We start from the raw sequence: 23,209 nt of genomic DNA, 5'->3' as shown, positions 1-23,209 counted from the left end.
TTAATTTGATCAAAATCTGATGTTATAATTAGAAGTAACAATATTAGTAATTTTAGCAAATGTGCTTTGCAAATATAATTAATTTCTTTGCATTGCTGCCAACGGATTTGGCATAGACGCTGCGCCGCCAAATCAATTGCAGCCAAAACTAAGAAATAAAATATTCATTACCGGAAAAAATTAAAAGAGAATGTTTTAAGACGCTGGGCGGTGTAGAGTCTATGCCGTGTTATAGCCAGGCCTTTTTGTTGTTATTAAATGTGCATACATTAATTGCCTGGATTATTAATATCGTGAATTGAGAACGTTTGTAGAATACAGGAAGCTAAGTTGCTAGAGATTGCATCTGTTTGCATTAAATTATTAATCTTATGCTCAGTATACACTCTGATCCCATATCCTATTAGGGAATCTGCAACATATATTGAAGTGACACATGACGATTCATCTTCTTTACTCAACCTATTATAAGAATAACCATAAGTATAGCCATGAGTCCTTCGGGAATATGCAGTTAGAGGATATATTTTAAGCTTTGCATATTTTTTTACGCCTTCAATTTGGGTTATTTCATTGATATTGTTATTGACATATTCAGTAGTAGAATAATCTCTGGATTGTTCAATTCTTTCGGAGTAAAGATTAAAATGCAATTGTCCAAATTCTTCATTATAAAATACTGTTATTGGATCGCAATAATATTTAGATACTACTTTGATTTCAACAAAGGGAATTGGAGAATAAAAATGGAAAAAGCATTCGATTGTATCTTGAAGATCACATGTAACTAAATAAGAGCATTGGAGATTATTCTTTTCTTCTGAAGTGCATTGAATAAGTCCAAATGATAGAATTAATAAGAAGAATTTGAATACTTCAATTATGCTTGATACCTTATAATACTCTGTTTTAAAAATACTCATCTTTAAATGAATCTGGGCTTGGCTATAACGGATTTGGCATAGACGCTGCACCGCCAAACCATTGGTAGCCAAAATTAGGAAATACATTTTTCATTACCCCAAAAAATTAAAAGAAATTGATTTAAGATGCTTGGCGGTGTAGAGTCTATGCCATGTTAGGCGCAGGCATTATTCGTCTATGTGCTTAATTATTTCTTTATATCTTGAATCAATAGAGAGTTTATTCAGAGACTTTAATGGAAACTTTATAACTAAATCAAGTAAATCTAAAATATGAATATCTTTTGTTTTTGTCTTTAGGTACTCCGCTAATTTTTTTATTCTTTGGTCTGCAAGTGATGTATCCAGGTCATAGACGAACTCATGATCTTTAAATAGATGAACAAAGTGTTTAATCTCTGTCACGCCAAATGATTGAATAAAACCATTGTAAATTGGTAGTGCATTTTCATCAACACCTTGTTTGTACCCTTTTCCATTTCCAACAAAACAAATTGAAATAATTTTCACGAATAACTTTCTTGACGAATCTGGTATTCCTGTCTTAGGAATAGAATCAAGAATAGATTTTGCGTGTGGGAACTCATTGTAAAAATTATTCCATTCAAAATGGACTGTCCTTAAATTTTGTAATTTTTCTATAAGTTCTGCGGCTAAGCTGTCTTCATCTTTATATTCTAAGCCATTTACAATTTCTAAAAATCTCTGGGTTGAATTTTTACGATCTAAATCCGCATTGTTTCGATAGTATCCGAATTTGGTTCCGATATAGAACTTAGTATCTTCTTGACAACTACCCCAGAGATATGGGATTAGTTTTTCTATATTCACTTTAGTTTGAGCATCTTGTCTAGGATCAACATAAATTCCGAAAATAGATTTCATAAAGTCATCTATTCTTTCTTGAGGTTGCTTTATGAAATCTTTTCCTATGTGTTCAAAATCCTCGTCAGGAATGTCATTCTTTCTTATGTTGTCTAATAGTTGTTTAATTTGAATTACAGAGTGATCTGGCTTTGCGGTGATTGCATGCTTTAAACAATGTTCAAGTAGTGATAGCAATTCAATTCCAGTGATTTCATGATCGTTAGGATGAGCGGAACTTGCATGATTACGCATATAGTTTACATGCTCTAGTCTTTTGAAATTTACATCATTTATTAAGCCAATTCGACGGGTTATTTCTAAAAGGTCATGTTCAGAAATCGCTTCTAAATCCTCGGAATTAACCAAGTTTTTATATTTAGGTGAGATTGTTTCAGCAATTTGAAAGAAGTATTGTAAATCGAATCCAGAAACTAAGTTCCTGACGGCTCTTATTGTCTCATCCCAAAGAAAACTAAGTGCCCCATCAAATAATCCTACGGTAACCGCCACTGTAAATTTTGACAAATAATAAGCTTTTTGTCTATCAGGGTATGGTAGAATTTCAAGTGTACTTTCTAAAGCATAAATTACTTTTCTTCTTTCTTCAATGGGAGAAAGCACATCCACAGTGGGTAGACCACAAAAATCCAATAAATCGGCGATTGGTTTGTTAAATGCCGCAATTGATGTTTCCATTTGCTGTGGACTGGCAACATTTTTAGGAATTAATTCCATTTTAAATGAATCTTCTTTCATAAAATATATATTGATCGCACCTATTAAGCACTGGCTAATTTATCTTGTAGTTTATTAATTGATATAAGGCAGCTTTTAAAACTTGCCAACTTATTTTAGCTGTATGAATGTCAGGGTTAAATTGAGAGCTTAATTGTTCATAAGGATGAATATAATTTCTAAAGTCTCTGAGTGATTGACTAAATTTTTTCACATCTAGCTTCAAAATTCCAACATCACAAGAGACATCAATAAAATTACTCAAAGTCCATGAGTGGAAAGGTTTAGGCTTTCCATCCAGTGCTTTTGGGGAGGAAGAGCTTCTATTAAATTCTGCTGGATGTTTAAGAGCAACTCCTAGTAGAATTCCTTCTAAAGTACTTCCACATAAAAATATGATGGATAAAGGCACTTCAGCTTTAAGACATTCCTTTATTTCCTTAATTCTTAGTTTGATTATATCACTAATCATTATATCTAAACCAATATCATCAATCGATATGTTATCAAATTCTTGATTTAAAAACTCGTTTTCCCCAAGTTCAACCTTTACTTCTGTTTTTAAAATTACCTTATCTACTCGTTCAAAAGTTATTTCAGTTTCTTTTCTAGCAACTTTCCATTTATCAAAAGCCAAGTATTGGTTGAAGCTTTCTATTAACTTATCTAATTCTGAAGTTTTTCCAATAAAATTCTGAACTGCAAAAACATTCTTTATTGCTTTATCAAGCTCCGGAGTTCCATTGATTTTTGTCAAGCTATCGTCGGTGTATTTCCATCTTGATGGAAAACCTTGGCCATATAAATCTCTGAACCCTAAATTATTAAAAAACTTAACGAGTTTAGGACCGCTTCTATACTCAGATTCTTCGTTAATAATATCTCTAAGTTTTTCTAGAGTCTTTTGTGAAATTACCATTCTTAAATATTTTTCTATGGCTTGCGCCTAACGGTTTCGGGCTTTGCGAAGAAGCGGATTTCGGAGCTCAAAACTGTCAACCCAGCACAAAATTTGATGCGAGGTAGAATGTTCAATTAACCACTGAACCCGCTTTTTTGCAAAACCGCTGTTGTGTGCTGCCTTGTGTCAAATAACTCATGCTTTAATAACTCCTATCTTTACAATAGCTGAAAGATTATTGTCATCTGTCAACTGTGGCGTAAGTAATAGTCCATTATGTTTTCCTCCCGCCATTGCAAAGACAGCATCATTGGGAAAGTCCATTGGACACTTACCCATATTAGTGTAGGGTTCTTTGGTCGTAAATAGATTGTCGCAATAGTTTTTTTCAAAATAAAGCTGAGAGTTAATCCATTCTTTGTTGTTTACAAAAACCTTGAAATGGATATGTGGAATTCGCCCGATATACCAGCAAGGAACGATAGTGTCAAAATTTACCCAACCGTTTTCATCCGTTCTTTGTAAGCCACGCAGATAAGTGGTTTGTGTAACCTGTTTTACATGATATTCTCCATTGGATTGTTTTTCACCATTTTTTCCAAAAAGCATAAACATTTCCCATTCGTCTTGGCTGATTTGTTCTGGATACCCGCTATAGTTTCCCTCTGCATCTGCCTGCCATATTTCTACTACAGCATTTGAAATTGGTGAACAATCAGGATACTGAACTACTTGCATTCTTAGGTTAAGCAATTCGCCCATCTTGTCTTCCACTATGTTACTTCGTTCTGGAGAAGGCAGATAAAAGGGGCCTTCAACTTGTTTTGAGGTTAACACACAAGGTTCTGTTTCCAAGGGAGAAGCTGTTACAGAAACAGTGGGATTATCAGAAAATGTAAATAACATTTGTCTAACCAACTTACGCCTGAAAATCCAAGCTCCCAATAACCCGCTACCGAGAATTCCCAAGGAAGTGAAAATAAATTTTCGTCTGCCATGTTTTGTCATCGTATATTCTATTTAATAGTAATAATTGAATTTTGCTTGTTAAGGTTGCACACAACGGTTTTGCGCTAAAAGAAGGAAGGGAATAGAAAGCACTTCTGCTTGTTCACTTCCTTATGACGAAGATAGTAATAATGATGAGGAAACCACTAAAGCCCTTCTTTCTTTTTAGCGCATGTTGGCAGTAGTGCTTTTGTTATGTTTGTCGTTCATGATGAGTTTATAAACGTTTCAAGTCGTCAAATTTTTCAAACATTTCTGCTCCTGCAATTTTTTCTATTTCTGTCAAAATAATTTTTATTCTTATGTTTATGAATTCAAGAAAACCGTCTGAAACCTTATTACTCCATATTGGACTGTCATTTGTTATTGGAATAAGATGCGAAGACATGGCTTTTCTAAAATGTTTTAGATGTTCATATTTGCTTAAATATGTTTTAGGTAGAGAACTTCCAATTGACTGGTTTTGATCGGCTTCTAAAAAGCAAATGTTTGCTATACAGTTTATCCATTTGTCATTGTAATTATTACTCTCAAGTAATGCTTTTGGAAAAATGTGATGCCTGTGTTTTTTGTTGGAAATTGAAGAAACGTTATCAAGTAGCATTGGTCGTCCACTCATCAAATAAAGAGGTGTCTTGCTTTTTAGCATTAGGTAATATGCTATTGCTACAGAACTATTTTCTCGATAGTCTGAACGCATAAAATCAAATACGTTTACCTTTTTGTCAACTGTGTAACTTATTTGTTTTCCGTTGGCTAGTTCTCTGAATAATTTAATGTCGGTCGGTATGTTTTTGTTGAATTCACTACCTGAATAGCGTTTATTTAAGCAAGTGTGCCAAAACCATTTTCTAATTTGCTTTATTTGATAGGGTGTCGCTTTCTTTCCATTGACAGCAAAAAAGAAAGAAAGCATTGAAAACATATTAGATATTGGTAATTCTTTCAAATTTTTAATTAAGAATTCGGAAGCTAAAAAGTCAACACATAATTTGTACCCATTCTCAATTTTCTTCCATTCACTTCTAAAATCGGTTTCTTTAGTATTTTGCTTTAAAGTTGAATTTAATAAACGCTTAAACTCTGCTCCCCCAATTTTATTAGCTCCATAAAACAATGCTACAGTATTTTGCATTGCGTCGTCAGAGATTTCCTTAAAGCCTGATTCTAAATCTTTTTTGGTATCCTCTACATGGTCTCTTAAATGAACAGTAGTTGCTTCTGCAAAAAACTGGTCTGCTCTACTTAATCGCATGCCTGCCGAATTAACACGTATAAAAATTTCTCTTGCTTGGTCAAAATCAAATCCTCTGAATTTCAGAATGCTAAACTTATATCTATAAAACGCATCATAACATTTTTTTGCTTCAACAGCTTGGTACTTTTTAAGTTTATTTCTTTTAGAAAGGACAGAAGGCTGTGTGTCCAAAATTTCTTTTAGCGGTATAAGATTATTCTCGTTTTCCGAAAGTTTTCTTTTAAATACAAATCGGCTTTCAGCATTTTTGTTGAAGTCAAAATACAATTCAGTGAAGTTAATTTTAGAGTTTACATCTTTACTTGGTTCTATTCCTTTAAGAACTCCGTATATAGTTGAAAGTCTCTGTTGTCCGTCAATAATGACTTCTGCTGTAGCCGCATTTTTATTGTACTGTGGAATTATTGTCTTCGCATTGGGTCTTATCTCAAATGCTTTGCTAGTCTTTGTCTCCCAAACTAAAGCAATGCCAATAGGAAAGTTATTAAATATACTGTCCATCAATTTGCAAATACTGTCTTTTTTCCAGACGTAACTTCTCTGTATTTGTGGTATCGCAAATACTCGGTCTTCAAATTTGCTTTTTAGTTTGCGTAAATCAAAATCTTGTATGTAAAAGTCACTCATAAATAATGTTAGTGGTTTTTTGTTTAAACTATTTCGTCGTTTGGGCATTACTGCCAACGTTTTTGGGTTTGGCGAAGGTGGCGATTTTCACCACAAATGTTGATGCGGAGAACCAATGTTTGATTAACCACAAATGTGTCTGCGGAGCACTGAACCGCCACTTTTGCCAAACCCGTGTTAGTGCCAGTACTTTTCATCCGTTTCCAAATGTTCTTTTGTCAAACTTTATTTGGTTTTCTTCTCCAATAATGTCTATATCTGCAGTGCTTCCATATGAGCCAAGCCCAAGTCTAAATGCTCCGTCTTGTGTTTCAAGTTTACAAATGTCAAAGCAAACCCAAGAAAGGAAAGTCAAAGCGTCTTCTAATGCAGTCAGCACATGTTTTGGTTTTATTTCACTAAAGTATATAGGATAATTTCTATTCTTGGTTGATTTAATATCATATTTTATTTCTGAAGTTACGCTGTCAATACTGTAATTGGCTTTCCTTGGCTTAGGATGGACAAATTCGTTTCTACAATTAATGATATCCTTTATTCGCCCAAATTTTATGTCACCTTGGTCAAGTCGCTTGCCCATAAAATCGCAGAATAATTTAAACTTGACTAATGTGCTAGTCCGTTCAAACTCCCCGTAATATTCTTGGTCTAGATTTAAGCTGAGTAGCAATGCATTTGCGGCTGATTCTAATGAGTTAGAAATCATCAAGAATGAATATCTGCAATTTATTTCCGCTATAATCATTGAATTGTCTGAGCCTATGTCTGGTGGGATCAGTTTAGTTCTTTCATAAAAAGAAAGTCCGTGTCGCAACGAGTATATTGCTTCTAATATATACTCATGATATGTTGATATAGATGTCTGATTTGTTGTCATAGCATTGGCACTAACGGATTTGGCATAGACGCTGCACCGCCAACTCTGAGCATCCAAAAATAGCAAATAACATTTTCATTACCGGAAAAAATTGAAAGAGAATGATTTTAGATGCTTGGCGGTGTAGAGTCTATGCCATGTTATCGACGGCCTTTCTTATCGTGAGCATCATTTGCTCTTAATTTATATCAGTTTCTATTTTCTTTGCTTGCAGTTTGCCAATAATTCATTTCTTTATATTCCTTTGATCTTCTTTCAATTTCCTTTATGCCAAGTTTATTCAATAACCTTTTTTTTATTGGGTGTTCATTTTCTTTTATTTCATCAAAGGAATGCCACAATATTATAGTTTGAAAATAATACTTGACAGGATAAGAAATCAATTCGGTAAATGCTTCTTCAACTTTTGGCGATTTATATTTTCTCAAGACTTTACATACTGAATGGAATGTCAGCGGATGTTTTTGGTTTAACTGTAAGTAGTATATTCCAAGAATATCATCTTCAAAAGATTTATGTGGGAATTTATCAACACATTTTAAGCCATAGAACATTGAAGTAGTATTTGGTTTTAATAGTTCTTTAATTATTGGTATATCTTGTTCTTTATTGTAACTAGACAGTCCAATTATAGCAGGAACATCACCTTTTTTTGCTTTTTCTCTTAATTTTTCATACAAATTTTCTGGGGCTTTTATATTCATCAATCTGCAATTGATATTGCCTCTTATTCCTTCATAGGATTGTAGTTCTAATGCCATACTGTCTAAGTAATCAGGGTATGTTTTAGAATTTCCATAAGTTCCATATAAATTTTCGGCAATGTTAAAAATAAAACTTCCTACCTCTCTGGGTCCAAAACGAACGCATCCAGTTTGATAATATTCGACTTTAAAAGTGTCGGTTACTAATTCTGGAAAATAGGTTCTATAATCCGAATTATCACTTTGAACATAGCACCAGAAAGAATAAAGTTTAACCAGAGGAGATCCTACTTTCATTAATATTATTAATTGACCAATGGATAAACTTCTCATGCTTGTAAGAATTTCTTTCCCTTTTTTATCCTGATTAAAAATCCCATACTTTTCAATTTCATTTTTAATTTCTTCCATGCAGATATTTTGACAATTTAATGCTGCCGGTATTATTAGAAATAATATTATAAAGGGTTTGAAATGTTTCATTTTATTTGTATTATTTAGTCATAAGAGCATGATATCTAATATTTATTGGTCGTCGATAACGGTTGGGCATAGACGCTGCGCCGCCAATCCTTAGCAGCCAAAAGTAGGAAATTAGTTTTTCATTATAAGAAAAAATTAAAAGAGAATGACTTATGATGCCTGGCGGTGTAGCGTCTATGCCATGTTATCGCCAGGCCGCATTTTTTGTTCTGCTTTCAAATCTTATTTAATTTTAGCTTCTTGATTCTCTATTTGGTTTAATATTTCTTGTAATTCCTGATCTCCAACATGTCTCATTAATAATTTACAAGTATGCATGAAGCTTGAATACTTCCTACAGATTTCCGAATATTCATAATGATTAAATTCAATTAATGCTTCCCAAGATAATTGAGGGCCTATGCAATCGGATTCGCCATCCATCCTAGAAGTTAACTCGTAATTGCTGATGCTACTAAACTTATTTTTAAATTCATCAAGGATCCTTTTGTCTAATCTTTGAATACTTGTTTTTAATAGACTATCAGTTCCTAGACCCAATATTGGGTGCTTAAGTGTTACTAATTTATACGTTAACCTTATTGAATCATTTTTAAAGCATTCAATTTTCAATATTTTGGATGTAGTTCCAAAACTGAATATAATTCTATGAATTTCTGAAATGGAATCGTTTGGCTTAAAATATTGAAGCTCATTAATTTTATTTGCGGCTTCATTACTGATATAAGAAAATCTGGGATAACGACTTTTTAGAATCTTAAGTTCTACAATTGTATCATTTAAAGAACTAACCTGATTATTCAAATTTCTAATTTTTGAATATTGCAATAAGAACCCGAATCCAAATAGAAGAATAATAATTAAGGTAATTGATTTCATTTATTTTCTATTTATCATATTTGGGCTTGGCGATAACGGATTTGGCTTGACGCTGTGCCGCCTTAACGTATGGTTGATGGCAAATATAAATAATTTTGGCGGCATTGTGTCAAGCTAGTGTTACTGGCCGTCTGATTTATTACTTCAATTCAGCAAGTAAATTTACTTCAATTTGTTTTATGAAGATCGTTGTATCGCAAAACAGTATAGTGAAATGTCTTTATTCTGTGAATAAAATTGCTTTTGTTTTAACTAAACTGTCAGCTTTAAAAACAAAAAATCTATTGTGCAATTCAGGTTTAGTTAATTTCTTATTCTTTACAATTTCTTTTGTAAATAAGTCGACATACTTGTTACAATAATCCGTTTTATAATATTCATGATTTACTGCCAACATTGACAAGGAAACGTTATTTTGGATTTTTATTTTTTCTAAGTCGTAGTATTCTGTAATAATATAAAGGGTGTAATTATTATTGTCACAATACTTTTGAGCTGCAACTAAAGAGATGCAGCTTTTAGCATGACAATTTGGCGACCAAAAATAAATTATGGAAGTTTGGTTTCTTTTTAAGCATTTTAGTAATTGATTCGCAGAAATCGAATAAATCCTTTGATCATTTTTTAAGTCGCAAAAACTAGTATTTTCTTCAACAAAAATGATTGATTTCTTTTGTTCTTCAGTCAATTTACTGTAGCCGCTATAAAAGCCTGGAGTGTTAGTTATAAAACAATTAGAAAATGAAAAAATTGAGAATATTACAAAACACTTTTTGGACTTCAAGCCGAAAGCGAATTTTAACCAAATGCGACGATGAAAGATTAGTGTCATGTATGTTTTCATTCTTGGATGGCCAGTAACGTTTTGCAGATTTGCGATGGGCGGGCTTTTCACCACAAATGTTTAATCGAAGATATAAACTTTTTTTAAATACAAAACTATATTCGGAGCACGAAACCCCGCCTATTGCAAATGTGCTGTTACCTGCTGGCATTATTATTTTTTAAAATCAGATAGCTGCCACTTACTATTGGAATAAGAAGAACTCCGAATAATAGAATCGAACTTATTATTTCATTAAAAGCAATTCCATTCCTAAAAAATATCCCGATAAGGATAAGCCCTGTTAATACAAATCCATACCCCAACTTTAAGCTATTTTTTCTTTCCCATTCTTTTTCTAAATTTTTATTTCTTTTCAGACCATTTGTTAGAGACTCTCTAAGCTCTGGATAATTTGTATATGTGGAAGAAGAAATTTTGTAAGAAATATTCTGACCCAATAGGGTTAAGTCCTTCCATTGCATGTTAGCCAAGTGACCGGGAGATTTTGCATTTTCCTTCAAAATTTCAGTATACGAATTGAACTCTTGCAAGAGGATTATTTTCTTTGTTTTTCCAAATATTGACTTAATTACTAATTCTTTACCTTTTATATTTAATATATCGTAATTTATGAGACAATACATGCAATAAATGCCAAAGGAAAAAAGCGGAATCCCAAGTATAAATTGAGTGAATATGTCAATTCCAATTGAAATTAAATAAACTCCACATAAGGTGGATATTATTCCTCCTACTCCTAAAATGACAATCTGTGAAATTTTAATTTTTGATCTTATGACTTTTGGATTATCCATTATTTTGCTTGCAGGTAACGGAGAGGTACTTGCGACGTGCCGCCACTTGCACCAAAGCCAAAAGTAAGAAATATTTTCATAAGAAACCAATAGTGAAAATTTATGATTTTTGGCGGTATGTTCGCAAGTACAATGTTATGCGTAGTAACCGTTTTGCTACTACCAGTTTTTATTCCAAGAAATAAATTCTTCAAATTTTTCTTGAAGTTGACTGTCCAAACATTCACAAGACCAAATAATAGACTTTTCAAAATCTTTTTTATCTTCTATTGTATCCCAATCTGAATATTCAAATTTTATTTTATTGGTTTCTTGATCTGTCGATATGGTAAGAGTTTGTTGGTAGTTTAAGATACCGTCCTTAGGTTTACTTATAAGTAATCTTCCAAGAGATGATCCAGGAAAAAACTTGTCATCATATTCTTTTGATATTATGTATCTTACCAAATTAATGATACTTTCATTTGCCCAACCACCTTTGACTTTACTTTTGAAATATTCAATACTTTTTTTCCACTCTTCTCTCAACATCTCTGGAGTATAAGTTAACATTTCAAAATCGGCAAATAATTTATGTTTTTCTACCATTTTCTTTGTGGTTGATTTTTTCGGCTATTACGCATAACGCCTCTTTGCTTTAAGAAGGTGGGGAATTTTAGCATTGAATTTCCTTCGTAGCACTGACTTCCTAATTGTGACTCAGCTCATGCGATGTGACTGAGCCCCACTTTCTTTAAAGCAAATGTTAGCAGCTTGTGGCTTTCCACTCGCAATTCTTAAATCATTTTTGTCCCCTGAACAGACCCAAAATTAGATTACCAATAAACGTCAACTGTCCAGCGATAAAAAGCAATGTCACTATTTGGATTAAGTTGCCTACTAATTCGTGATGTTCTGAAATTGTTTGTGTTGGGTTAATCCCAATGAATAGAATAGAAACAATTAAAAGAGTTGAAGCAACTGTCGCAATAACGTGTATCCAAGTTGCTTTTGTCGAGTAGAGAATCTTTTTTGTAGCTAAATACAACAACCAAAAAGAAATTAAATAGGACGGAATTACCCAAACCATATTGTCAAATGGAACTCCAAACATTACTTTGTCTTGAAAGTCAACGCTGGAAATTGGCCGTAAAGCAAGGACAAACAACAAAAGGATTGTCGTCAAGAGAAGTAGAGCAAAAGGCTCCCTCCTTAAATTTAAGGATGTTTGCATTTTTCAAAATATTTAAGTCATACTCTGATGGCTTTTCGGTTTCGCCCCTGAAATTAAATCCCTGTTACAGGTCAGGTCGTTTGTAAAGTGGTTTCTGCTCCACATTAATATTTAGTCAAAAATAAAAACGTTTTTTTTCTTTCATAATGTCTACATGTCGTAGATGTGTCCGTTTGCCATAGCTGATAACGGTTTGGGTATTGCCGAAGGCGGGGATTTTTAGCACAAAAGTTCAATCGAAGAACGAATGTTGAACCTTGCACAAATGTCCAATCGAAGCCGTTCAGCCCCGCTTTTGACAATACCTTGTTAGCAGCATACCCTTTTGTCAGCCGATTAGTCAAAGTAAAATATTTTCCAATGTTCTTGCGGTAATTGCTGTACTTTATGGTGTCCGTGAATGATACTGTCATAAGGTATTCTTAATAAGTCTTGATTATGTACGGTCATTTCTTGCTCGTCTAATTTATTGTACATAACTATTTCTTCAGTGCCCAACATATTTGATGTCTGTACAAAATACAAATTGTAAGCATTTCCCCTGAGTTCATAGTGAAAACGTGGAATACCTGAAACTGCGGTGTGGTAGTCTTCAATGGTTGATAACAATGAAGGCGGATAATGTCCGTTGGTTTTTTTGTACGCTTCAATGTCTTGTATTAATTGCTCACTCTGTTGTATTACGAAGTCCGTGGTTTTATCTTTTACTTTTTCAAAATATACCAGACGAATAGACACTACTGTCAGAGGAATAATAATGAGATAATACGGAATAATGCTGTTTGGAATAGGTTGCAAGTTTACTTTTTTGCGGATTAAAAAAAGACAAATACCCATTCCTAAAATGGCGATTGCTGAAAATCTATTGTCCGATGCAAAAGCACCAAGGGCTGATGCCAAAGTAATAAATATAGCTATAACAAAAATCGTTCTTCTAAGATATAACGGATATTTTACTGTCTGTTTATTTTGTCTATTGGTGATGTTGAGTATAAGCCAAATCAGACCTGTCGGAACAAGGAGTAATGATGTGAAAATCCCAAATTGAAAGATATAGGAAAGTCCAACCGCAAAATAGTCATAGTCCCCGTGACCGAAAGGAAGAAAAATTCCTGTCAAGATGATGGCTATTGTCAATAGGATAATAAAAATATGTTTCATTTTAACTGTTGTTATTTAGACGAGTTGTCTGTCAGGGTTGCTGCTAACGTGCAGGCATAGACGCTGCAACGCCAATCCTCAGCAGCCAAAAATATGGAATTAATAATTCATTGCCAAAAAAATTAAAAGAGAATGATTTTAGATGCTTGGCGGTGTAGAGTCTATGCCATGTTATGGCGCGTTTTCATTTTATGCTTGTTTTTTAGGATTAGATCTTGTGTCAAAAATATTTAGTATTATGATTTTATGCGAAGTTGTTCGATAAAATAGTCTATTGTGTTTAGAAATTAGAATTCCTCTGATTTTCTTTTCGGAATTTTGGAACGGTCCTATATTTGGTTGTTTGCTTAAGAGTTCTACAAGCTCAAATGTTCTTAATATAAACTGTTTGGCAACGTTTTCACTCCATTTCTGATTTAAATACTCAGTCAAAGAGCCTAATTTTGATGTTGCCCTTTTTGTCCAAATTATTTTTCTAGCCATTTGCTGAATTGGCCGATAACTTCTTCATGAGAAATTAAATTCTTTGGATCTTTACTTTCTTCATATGAAAGCATTAGTTCCTCTTTTTGTTCGTTAGTTAGGGTATTCCACAATTCCCCTTCTTGGCTGTTGCTTAGTCTAGTTATAAGATTATAATACTCATTTAAAAGACCCTCATCTTCAATAGTATCAATGAGTTTATGGAAAGCTTCTTTTGTTTTCATGGCCTAAAATTAGTCATTTTTTGTGATATTTTAAATGCGCCATAACGTTTTGGCATAGACGCTGCACCGCCAAACGAATAGCAGTCAAAACTAAAAAATTATATCTTAATTGCCAAAAAAAATTAAAAGAAAATGATTTTTGATGCTTGGCGGTGTAGCGTTTATGCTGTGTTATGAGAGGCCAAGATTTGTTACGACACCCATTTCACATGCTCACACAAAAATCATTTTCATTTATAAATTGTATATTATTTTGTATAATTATGTTTGGTTTGCATCACTATATTGCGTTTTAAAATCGTTGTATTTATATTTTGATTGGCTTGTTAAATTTTGAATTCACACCCATTTGTATAATCTTATTAGATGAGAGCATGTCACATAAACATCTGGCTGGTCTCTCATAACGTTTTGGCATAGACGCTGCACCGCCAAACGAATAGCAGTCAAAACTAAAAAATTATATCTTAATTGCCAAAAAAAATTAAAAGAAAATGATTTTTGATGCTTGGCGGTGTAGCGTTTATGCTGTGTTATGAGAGGCCAAGATTTGTTACGACACCCATTTCACATGCTCACACAAAAATCATTTTCATTTATAAATTGTATATTATTTTGTATAATTATGTTTGGTTTGCATCACTATATTGCGTTTTAAAATCGTTGTATTTATATTTTGATTGGCTTGTTAAATTTTGAATTCACACCCATTTGTATAATCTTATTAGATGAGAGCATGTCACATAAACATCTGGCTGGTCTCTCATAACGGATTGGCATAGACGCTGCACCGCCAAACCATTAGCAGCCAAAACTAAAAAATTAAATTGTCATTAACGGAAAAAATTAAAAGAAAATGATTTAAGATGCTTGGCGGTGTAGAGTCTATGCCGTGTTATCGCCAGGCTTTTTAGGGATTTTCTATCCTTTTGGTTATTTGCGTTTATTCTTGTTTTTTAATTCATCTAAGCGTTCTTGCACTGCTTCTTTATAATCAAGCATTTCTTGTATACCAGGATCATTAACTTGTCTCATCATGAATTCGCAAGCCTCAGTAAATAATAATGCATTTCCACAATTTGTTTCATATTTGTAATCTCTATTATTGATCGCAGCTTCCCATTTAAGACTATTACCTATGCAGCCACCGCCGTCCCAATATGTTAAATCATAAATATTAATATTATTCATTTTTTCTTTAAATTTTAACCAAACCGTTTTGTCTATTTTTTGAGTTGATTCCTGCCTTAAACTATCTATTCCACTCTTGTCATTTAGATTTTTAAGAGTTGCGAATTTATATGTCAAATTAATAGAACTATCCATCTTACTTTCAATTTTTATAAATTTCACTTCCCATCCAAGAATTAGAGTAATCCAATGCATTTCTAAAATTTCTTTATTCGTGTATGGATGATCCGGTTCTTCAAGTGTATTATGAATTGTTGAGAAATAACCAGCTCTTTCCCATCGGTCAAATTTATGCTTACTGTATTCATCAATAGAGTTTCTGATATCAATAACTTCCGTGGTTAATTTCTCTGAGTTTCTTATTTGCCAATAACTTATGACTATTAGAATTGTTAAAATAATTGGAGTTAAATATTTCATAGGTTAATAAAAAATAATTTTGAGTTTGCTAAAGATACCTATTAAATTTGGCTTGGCGATAACGTTTTGCAGATTTGCGATGGGCGGGCTTTTCAGCACAAATGTTGATGCGGAGCACTTAACTTTCTGTAACCGCAAAACTGTCTGCGGTGCACGAAACCCCGCCTATTGCAAATGTGCTGTTAGCGGTTCGGCTTTCTTTCTCGTTGTCCGTCAAGTCTGTCATTTATTAGTTTCTCCAAGTCGTTAAAGTTATATTTTAGAGTGTTGGAAGTAATTGATAATGGCGTTCCATACATTCTGTTGTTTCCTTCCATTAGCTTCCTTTTAAAGCCTTTTACCTTGTCAAGATAAAAGTCAGGATTTGACGTGTAAATCAATAGAAATTTTGTCGAGGCAACTTGTTCAGTTTTTATTGCTGTAATGTCTGTCCACTTTATAAGTCCAACGCTTGAAGCATTTGTATTGTCAAAAATTCCGTTCTCGTCAATTGTCAACCCAATTGTTTTATCAAACATTTTCTTTATTCCGTAAATACCAGTCGCACCAAAGAACAAAATACTGGCAATACCAACACCTTTTACCATTGTCGGGTTAAACCTTGTCTGTTGGTCTGCCATTGTCGTAATAAAGTAAAGTCCTAATGCCACAAACAGAATTGAACCACCAATACCGAGTAGTAGTTTTGTCTTGCTTAAAGGAATTTCAATTTTATTCATATCAATTGTCTTGCGTTAATGTTTACGTCTGTGTCGTCTATTAAGCTGACCGCTAACGTTTTGGCATAGACGCTGCACCGCCAAACCATTAGCAGCCAAAAATAGCAAATTAACTTTTTATTACCGAATAAAATTAAAAGAGAATGATTTACGATGCTTGGCGGTGTAGAGTCTATGCCTTGTTACATGCCGCCCTCTTTAGTTTGTTGACTTGAGCTTATTCTAACGATAAGAGAATATCAAAACATTTTAAATAAAAAGAATAATGATTATTTTTAAGTTGTTTTATTCTTTCAATAATTTTCCAATAATAGTTCGATTTTTAGTTTTAAGTTCATAAAAGTATATTCCTGAAGGAAAATTATCAGTTTTTACTTCAAGAAAATTAATAAATGATGTTTTGTAATAGACTTTAAAAAATACGTCGAATAAGGTAAGTTCCAACTCCAAGTTATTTCTTACGTTAAAATATACTTTATTTGAAAAAGGATTAGGATAATACATTCTATCAGACACATTCAATTGATCATTTAATGAAGTTACAATTGATGCACAAATAGAACAAAATGAGCTGATCATTCCAGAACTTGTTATTGAATCAGTATTAATTATTAGCCAATCGTGTCCATGCTGAATGGAATCGGCGATAAAAGATAGAGTATATGCAGTCCAATTAAAGTTAGCTGCAGGTAAACTATCAATAAAAACTTTATTTAAATTAAGGTCGTCTTTACTTGAATAAACTTTAGGTTTAAATTTTCCATCTGAACTAGGTCCATGACTAACATATACAATCGGTATTTTGTATAATTGACCACTAACAAGAGGCTGCGTCAATCTTAGCCCAAATCCTTCCCCACCGCTTGTCCATGATTGATTTCTTTTACCGCTGCCAATAAATATGGCTCTACAATTAATATTTGGTGAAGGAGGAGGAATTGTAAAACCTCCAGGCCATGCTCCAATCCAATTGGAACCATCCCATTCCATCAGGTCGGCATCAAAGCTTACCATGTCAGAACTTGGATTAAATGAGATTTGTGGTACAGAGGAAGAAAAGCATGTATCTGCAATAGCAATTTGTAAATACGAGTAATTATTACTTAATAAGATGAATATGAAAAGTATGTTTTTCTTCATCAAGGCAAATATAATAATTCTTAAGTGTTTTTCTTAAACTTTAGAATTCTAATTTATCAATTTCCGAAGATGAAAACATTAAACACTTTTGGTCTTGAAACCGAAATCGAATTTCCGCTAAATACTTCGATGTATTATATGTTTTCTATCTTGGGTGGCAAGTAACGGATTAGTATACACGCTGCCCCGCCAAAGTTTAGCAGTCAAAAATAGTAACTTAAATATTTATTTCCAAAAAAAATTAAAAGAGAATGATTTAGATGCTTGGCGGGGTAGCGTGTATGCAGTGTTACTTGCCGCCAATTGATACTTGAGGCTTAAACTTATTCTCTAGTAAACTGAATAAATTAATTCATATTACGAATAGAATAATATTTTATTTTGGGTATTCACGTTAAGATTCGAGCCTATATCTTATTTTAAACATCAAATATTCTTGTGGTTAATTATTTATGAATTTATTTTTATTTGAAAATTCAGAAGATGCATTCAATTTCTGCAAACAGAAAAAGCTAAGCATTTTATTATAAAGCCAAAAGCGGATTTTAACCAAATGCGACAATGAAGGCACAACATCATGTTTGAAAACTATATAGGGTGGCAAGTAACGGATTAGTATACACGCTGCCCCGCCAATGTTTAGCAGCCAAAAATAGTAACTTAAATATTTATTTCCAAAAAAATTTAAAAGAGAATGATTTAGATGCTTGGTGGGGTAGCGTGTATGCAGTGTTACTTGCCGCCAATTGATACTTGAGGCTTAAACTTATTTTCCAGTAAACTGAATATATTAATTCGTATTACGAATAGAATAATATTTTATTTTGGGTATTCATGTTAAGATTGCTTGCCTATATCTTATTTTAAACATCAAATATTCTTGTGGTTAATTATTTATGAATTTATTTTTATTTGAAAATTCAGAAGATGCATTCAATTTCTGCAAACAGAAAAAGCTAAGCATTATATTATAAAGCCAAAAGCGGATTTTAACCAAATGCGACATTGAAGGCACAACATCATGTTTGAAAACTATATAGGGTGGCAAGTAACGGATTAGTATACACGCTGCCCCGCCAAAGTTTAGCAGTCAAAAATAGTAACTTAAATATTTATTTCCAAAAAAAATTAAAAGAGAATGATTTAGATGCTTGGCGAGGTAGCGTGTATGCAGTGTTACTTGCCGCCAATTGATACTTGAGGCTTAAACTTATTCTCTAGTAAACTGAATAAATTAATTCATATTACGAATAGAATAATATTTTATTTTGGGTATTCACGTTAAGATTCGAGCCTATATCTTATTTTAAACATCAAATATTCTTGTGGTTAATTATTTATGAATTTATTTTTATTTGAAAATTCAGAAGATGCATTCAATTTCTGCAAACAGAAAAAGCTAAGCATTATATTATAAAGCCAAAAGCGGATTTTAACCAAATGCGACGTTGAAGGCACAACATCATGTTTGAAAACTATATAGGGTGGCAAGTAACGGATTTGGCATAGACGCAGCACCGCCAATTGTTTAGCAGCCAAAAATAAGAAATAAGTTTTTCATTACCAAAAAAATTAAAAGAGAATGATTTTTGATGTTTGGCGGTGTAGCGTTTATGCCATGTTATCGCCAGGCTTTTTTAATTATAATCGTAACTTATTTCTTTTCGCGAAGTCTTTTCTTTGAAATTGAATCGATAATTTATTCCAAGATTTCCTTGTCGATTTTTTCTTTCGAAGGGAGAAGAGTCCGAAGTAATATCCGGTAGCCCTAAATAATAATCTGCTCGAAGTTTTAAGCTCATACCTAAATTATATTCAACTCCAATTTTAGGTCCAAAGTCGATGATATCAAACTTGATTCCACTTGTATTGCTTTTACCATAGTATGGCTTGCCATTAAGTTCTCCTGTTGCCTCATAACTGGAATTGGCAAAAAGGAAGAACATTGTTTGAAGTCCAATTTTAATTCCGATTTTATTTAATTGTACTCGATAATAAAAGGGGAATGCAATATAACTTGAATTTAATTTGGCTACATCTGAAATGATACCTACTACCTTTAAATCCTGTCCATCAAATGCAGTAAGTATTTTGTTATCCGTCGTTTCTTTTCCCCCAATTTGAACCCATAGAACTTCTGCTCCTAATGATGACTTATTACCTATTTCCTTTTCTATAAATACGCCAATGTTTCCGGAGTATGTGTATTTTACTTTGTAATCGTCTGAAACTAGAAAATTAGATGTGACTTTACTTAGTCCTAAATTGGCAGTTATGCCAATATTCAAATTTTGACATTTCATCGAATTAGCGAATGATGTAAAAATTAATAAACTCAAAGATATTTTTGCTTGTATTTTCATTTATTTACTTTGTTCGAAAATGTGACCCTAATAGTTTTTATAAGCTTGGCGATAACGGATTAGTATACACGCTGCCCCGCCAAAGTTTAGCAGTCAAAAATAGTAACTTAAATATTTATTTCCAAAAAAAATTAAAAGAGAATGATTTAGATGCTTGGCGGGGTAGCGTGTATGCAGTGTTACTTGCCGCCAATTGATACTTGAGGCTTAAACTTATTCTCTAGTAAACTGAATAAATTAATTCATATTACGAATAGAATAATATTTTATTTTGGGTATTCACGTTAAGATTCGAGCCTATATCTTATTTTAAACATCAAATATTCTTGTGGTTAATTATTTATGAATTTATTTTTATTTGAAAATTCAGAAGATGCATTCAATTTCTGCAAACAGAAAAAGCTAAGCATTTTATTATAAAGCCAAAAGCGGATTTTAACCAAATGCGACAATGAAGGCACAACATCATGTTTGAAAACTATATAGGGTGGCAAGTAACGGATTTGGCTTGACGCTGTGCCGCATTAACGTATGGTTGATGGCAAATATAAATAATTTTGGCGGCATTGTGTCAAGCTAGTGTTACTGGACGTCCCAGTCAACGTCAAGTGAGTTTTCAATATTCATTATTATGTATTAGGAAATAAATTTCCTAAAATCACACCCTTGGAGCCCACACGATCCTCATCCCTTTTCATCACGTTTATAATTCAATTTATTACACACTTGAACTCATACAAAAACATCTTTTTAATTTGTGTATTTATAGTTTAATAAATAAGTAATATTTGCATCCCAATTATATTTTCTTTTTGGGATGTCCAGTAACGGATTAGTATACACGCTGCCCCGCCAATGTTTAGCAGCCAAAAATAGTAACTTAAATATTTATTTCCAAAAAAATTTAAAAGAGAATGATTTAGATGCTTGGTGGGGTAGCGTGTATGCAGTGTTACTTGCCGCCAATTGATACTTGAGGCTTAAACTTATTTTCCAGTAAACTGAATAAAATATTTCATATTTCGAATAAAGTAATATTTGATTTTGAGTATTCATGTTTAGGTATGCGTGCCTATTTCTCATTTTAAACATCAAATATTCTTGTGGTCAATAAATTATGGATTATTTTTTATTTGAAAATTCAGAAAATGTATTCATTATCCACAAACAGAAAAAGCTAACCATTATATTATAAAACCAAAAGCGGATTTTAACCAAATGCGACATTGAAGGCACAACATCATGTTTGAAAACTATATAGGGTGGCAAGTAACGGATTTGGCTTGACGCTGTGCCGCCTTAACGTATGGTTGATGGCAAATATAAATAATTTTGGCGGCATTGTGTCAAGCTAGTGTTACTGGACGTCCCAGTCAACGTCAAGTGAGTTTTCAATATTCATTTTGCTGTATTTCGAAATAAATTTCCTAAAATCACACCCATGGAGCCCACACGATCCTCATCCCTTTTCATCACGTTTATAATTCAATTTATTATATGCTTGAACTCACACAAAACATCTATTTAATTTGTGTATTTATAGTTTAATAAATTGGTAATATTTGCATCCCAATTGTATTTTCTTTTTGGGATGTCCAGTAACGGATTTGGCATACACGCATTCCCGCCAGATGGCCCGGAAGCCAAAAATAAAACTTTAAATTTTAGTAAACAGAAAAAAATAAAAAGTGACTCATTAAAATCTTTTGGTGGGAATGCGTGTATGCCGTGTTGGCGGCGGTCATTTTTGTTCAATCATGGAGTCTATTAGACTATCTCTCACCTCATTTAAGCTTTCAACATTTTTGTATAGGTTTTGATAATTACCTGCTGTTTGAGGATAGATTGACAAATCAAAAGAATCTTTATTGAAGAATTGTTGGTAATATTCAACTTTGGATTTATGGCCAAGATAAATTAATCCATCCAAGGCAAGATCACAAACTCTAATTGGTGGTGGCATTTCTATTGATCCATAAAAATATCCTACTGGGAGTCGGTTATTTCTCCACAAAGGCGTTTTGTCGACTAAAAATTTGTAGTAAAGGCTCCTTAATTTTAGACTTTTAATTTTATAGGCAGTATAAATTTCAGGTGTATTGATGTTTTTTAAAATTTGACTGGTACTTAGGAATGAATCGGCAATTAAATCGTATTCTAAATTCAGGTAGTATTCAATATTAGGTGTGTTATAAAATAATTTGTGGTTAGAATCAATTCCATCCAAAAGATCATGCATAAGTCTTGGGCAATTTGTGATGTGGTTTATTATTTCTTTTCTAAGCGATTGGTTTGGTTTTGATTTTAAGTTGTTTATTTTATTTATTTCATCTACTAATATAAAATTGTAATTAGGCGGACAATTAAGTTTTACTTTATCAGCGCACCCTAAAAGTATTATCAGAATGATTGGTATGTATTTCATATTAATTGATCGCCGCCAACGGTTTTGGCATAGACGCTGCACCGCCAACCATTAGCAGCCAAAACTAAAAAAATAATTTGTAAATACCGGAAAAAATTAAAAGAGAATGATTTTTGATGCTTGGCGGTGTAGCGTCTATGCCATGTTATCGCCAGGCATTTTTCAATTAGGAGTCAAATTTTAAATCTTAAGAAAAATCTATTATTATTTAGTTTGAATCAATTTATTTGCTCCTTCTTATATCTTGCTTTCTAAACATTTCTTGCAAATCTTTATCATTTACTTGCCGCATTAAAAATTCACAAGCTTCAGTGAATTGAGCTGCTAATCCACAAGTTGAACTATTACGAAAGGATTCATACCCAATTTTAGCATCCCACTCTAAAATTGGCCCAATACAGTCAAGATATCCATCCCAGAGGGTTAAGTCGTAACAACTAATTTTGCTAAATTTAGACTTAAATTGCATCCATACATTTTTATCTAATACTTGCACTTGAGTTTTGACAAGACGTGCTGTTCCAACCCCAGTAATTGGATTCCTTAGTGAACCTTGCTTGTATATAAGTTTAATTGAACTATCTTTAAAGCATTCAACTTTTATTATTTTGATATCATTGCTATAACCGTAAATTATTCTTTGTACCTCATATATGGAATCATTGGTACGCAATATTCTTGGTTCAAGAAGTTGTTCAATCAAATTGACTTTTTCATATGGGTCTAAGTTTAAGTTGTAATTATTAATGGTATCGCGTTGATATATCGTGATTGCTTTTAATTCATTGATTTTATTGTTCTGCCAAATGAGTCCAATAAATGTCATTAGTGAAAATCCAATAATTGCATATTTCATTTATTTGATGCTATTTTCTAATTTACTAAGTTTCAAATAATTTATTTTTTATTGTTGGCTTGGCGATAACGTTTTTGGCATAGACGCTGCACCGCCAAACCATTAGCAGCC

General features: G+C 32.8%; 21 protein-coding genes. All 21 read right to left on the bottom strand.

Features of this window, described 5'->3' with window-relative positions:
- Positions 1 to 269 precede the first annotated feature (269 nt).
- Entirely contained in the window at positions 270 to 923 is a 654-nt protein-coding gene (locus tag IPO86_00310) for a hypothetical protein (GenBank protein MBK9726539.1), read from the bottom strand.
- A gap of 168 nt (positions 924 to 1,091) precedes the next feature.
- Entirely contained in the window at positions 1,092 to 2,546 is a 1,455-nt protein-coding gene (locus IPO86_00305) for a hypothetical protein (GenBank protein MBK9726538.1), read from the bottom strand.
- 34 nt (positions 2,547 to 2,580) lie between these two features.
- On the bottom strand, positions 2,581 to 3,444 hold the full coding sequence (locus IPO86_00300; protein MBK9726537.1) for a hypothetical protein: 864 nt from the start codon (positions 3,442 to 3,444) through the stop codon (positions 2,581 to 2,583).
- A 177-nt stretch (positions 3,445 to 3,621) separates the two neighbouring features.
- Positions 3,622 to 4,434: a hypothetical protein gene (locus IPO86_00295; protein ID MBK9726536.1), complete on the bottom strand. Its 813-nt coding sequence runs from the start codon at positions 4,432 to 4,434 to the stop codon at positions 3,622 to 3,624.
- 217 nt (positions 4,435 to 4,651) lie between these two features.
- On the bottom strand, positions 4,652 to 6,367 hold the full coding sequence (locus tag IPO86_00290) for a DUF262 domain-containing protein (GenBank protein ID MBK9726535.1): 1,716 nt from the start codon (positions 6,365 to 6,367) through the stop codon (positions 4,652 to 4,654).
- A 145-nt stretch (positions 6,368 to 6,512) separates the two neighbouring features.
- Complete coding sequence (locus IPO86_00285) at positions 6,513 to 7,196, bottom strand: hypothetical protein (protein MBK9726534.1); 684 nt, start codon at positions 7,194 to 7,196, stop codon at positions 6,513 to 6,515.
- A gap of 188 nt (positions 7,197 to 7,384) precedes the next feature.
- Entirely contained in the window at positions 7,385 to 8,311 is a 927-nt protein-coding gene (locus tag IPO86_00280; protein MBK9726533.1) for a hypothetical protein, read from the bottom strand.
- Between the two features lie 294 nt (positions 8,312 to 8,605).
- Positions 8,606 to 9,262, bottom strand: coding sequence for a hypothetical protein (locus IPO86_00275; protein ID MBK9726532.1), 657 nt, complete (start codon positions 9,260 to 9,262; stop codon positions 8,606 to 8,608).
- 220 nt (positions 9,263 to 9,482) lie between these two features.
- Complete coding sequence (locus IPO86_00270; protein ID MBK9726531.1) at positions 9,483 to 10,046, bottom strand: hypothetical protein; 564 nt, start codon at positions 10,044 to 10,046, stop codon at positions 9,483 to 9,485.
- A 197-nt stretch (positions 10,047 to 10,243) separates the two neighbouring features.
- Positions 10,244 to 10,903, bottom strand: coding sequence for a hypothetical protein (locus tag IPO86_00265; protein ID MBK9726530.1), 660 nt, complete (start codon positions 10,901 to 10,903; stop codon positions 10,244 to 10,246).
- A 159-nt stretch (positions 10,904 to 11,062) separates the two neighbouring features.
- Positions 11,063 to 11,491 (bottom strand): hypothetical protein, encoded by a 429-nt coding sequence (locus IPO86_00260; protein ID MBK9726529.1) that lies wholly within the window; start codon positions 11,489 to 11,491, stop codon positions 11,063 to 11,065.
- Positions 11,492 to 11,684: 193 nt separating this feature from the next.
- Positions 11,685 to 12,116, bottom strand: a complete 432-nt coding sequence (locus tag IPO86_00255; protein ID MBK9726528.1) for a hypothetical protein — start codon at positions 12,114 to 12,116, stop codon at positions 11,685 to 11,687.
- A 336-nt stretch (positions 12,117 to 12,452) separates the two neighbouring features.
- A complete protein-coding gene (locus IPO86_00250; protein ID MBK9726527.1) occupies positions 12,453 to 13,277 on the bottom strand; it encodes a hypothetical protein in 825 nt (274 codons plus the stop codon).
- 189 nt (positions 13,278 to 13,466) lie between these two features.
- Positions 13,467 to 13,760 (bottom strand): type II toxin-antitoxin system RelE/ParE family toxin, encoded by a 294-nt coding sequence (locus IPO86_00245; GenBank protein MBK9726526.1) that lies wholly within the window; start codon positions 13,758 to 13,760, stop codon positions 13,467 to 13,469.
- On the bottom strand, positions 13,745 to 13,984 hold the full coding sequence (locus IPO86_00240) for a hypothetical protein (GenBank protein MBK9726525.1): 240 nt from the start codon (positions 13,982 to 13,984) through the stop codon (positions 13,745 to 13,747). The genes IPO86_00245 and IPO86_00240 overlap by 16 nt, the downstream gene beginning before the upstream one ends.
- Positions 13,985 to 14,917: 933 nt before the next feature.
- A complete protein-coding gene (locus IPO86_00235; protein ID MBK9726524.1) occupies positions 14,918 to 15,595 on the bottom strand; it encodes a hypothetical protein in 678 nt (225 codons plus the stop codon).
- Positions 15,596 to 15,777: 182 nt separating this feature from the next.
- Complete coding sequence (locus IPO86_00230) at positions 15,778 to 16,314, bottom strand: hypothetical protein (protein ID MBK9726523.1); 537 nt, start codon at positions 16,312 to 16,314, stop codon at positions 15,778 to 15,780.
- Positions 16,315 to 16,599: 285 nt separating this feature from the next.
- Complete coding sequence (locus tag IPO86_00225; protein MBK9726522.1) at positions 16,600 to 17,454, bottom strand: T9SS type A sorting domain-containing protein; 855 nt, start codon at positions 17,452 to 17,454, stop codon at positions 16,600 to 16,602.
- Positions 17,455 to 19,091: 1,637 nt separating this feature from the next.
- Positions 19,092 to 19,757 carry a PorT family protein gene (locus IPO86_00220; GenBank protein ID MBK9726521.1) on the bottom strand — a complete coding sequence of 222 codons (666 nt, stop codon included), beginning with the start codon at positions 19,755 to 19,757 and terminating at the stop codon, positions 19,092 to 19,094.
- A 1,801-nt stretch (positions 19,758 to 21,558) separates the two neighbouring features.
- Positions 21,559 to 22,242: a hypothetical protein gene (locus IPO86_00215; GenBank protein ID MBK9726520.1), complete on the bottom strand. Its 684-nt coding sequence runs from the start codon at positions 22,240 to 22,242 to the stop codon at positions 21,559 to 21,561.
- A 223-nt stretch (positions 22,243 to 22,465) separates the two neighbouring features.
- Positions 22,466 to 23,098 carry a hypothetical protein gene (locus IPO86_00210; protein MBK9726519.1) on the bottom strand — a complete coding sequence of 211 codons (633 nt, stop codon included), beginning with the start codon at positions 23,096 to 23,098 and terminating at the stop codon, positions 22,466 to 22,468.
- Positions 23,099 to 23,209: the final 111 nt, after the last annotated feature.

The organism is Saprospiraceae bacterium, assembly GCA_016717265.1.
Taxonomy (GTDB): Bacteria; Bacteroidota; Bacteroidia; order Chitinophagales; family Saprospiraceae; genus Vicinibacter.
This window is presented reverse-complemented; position numbering and strand designations above follow the sequence as displayed.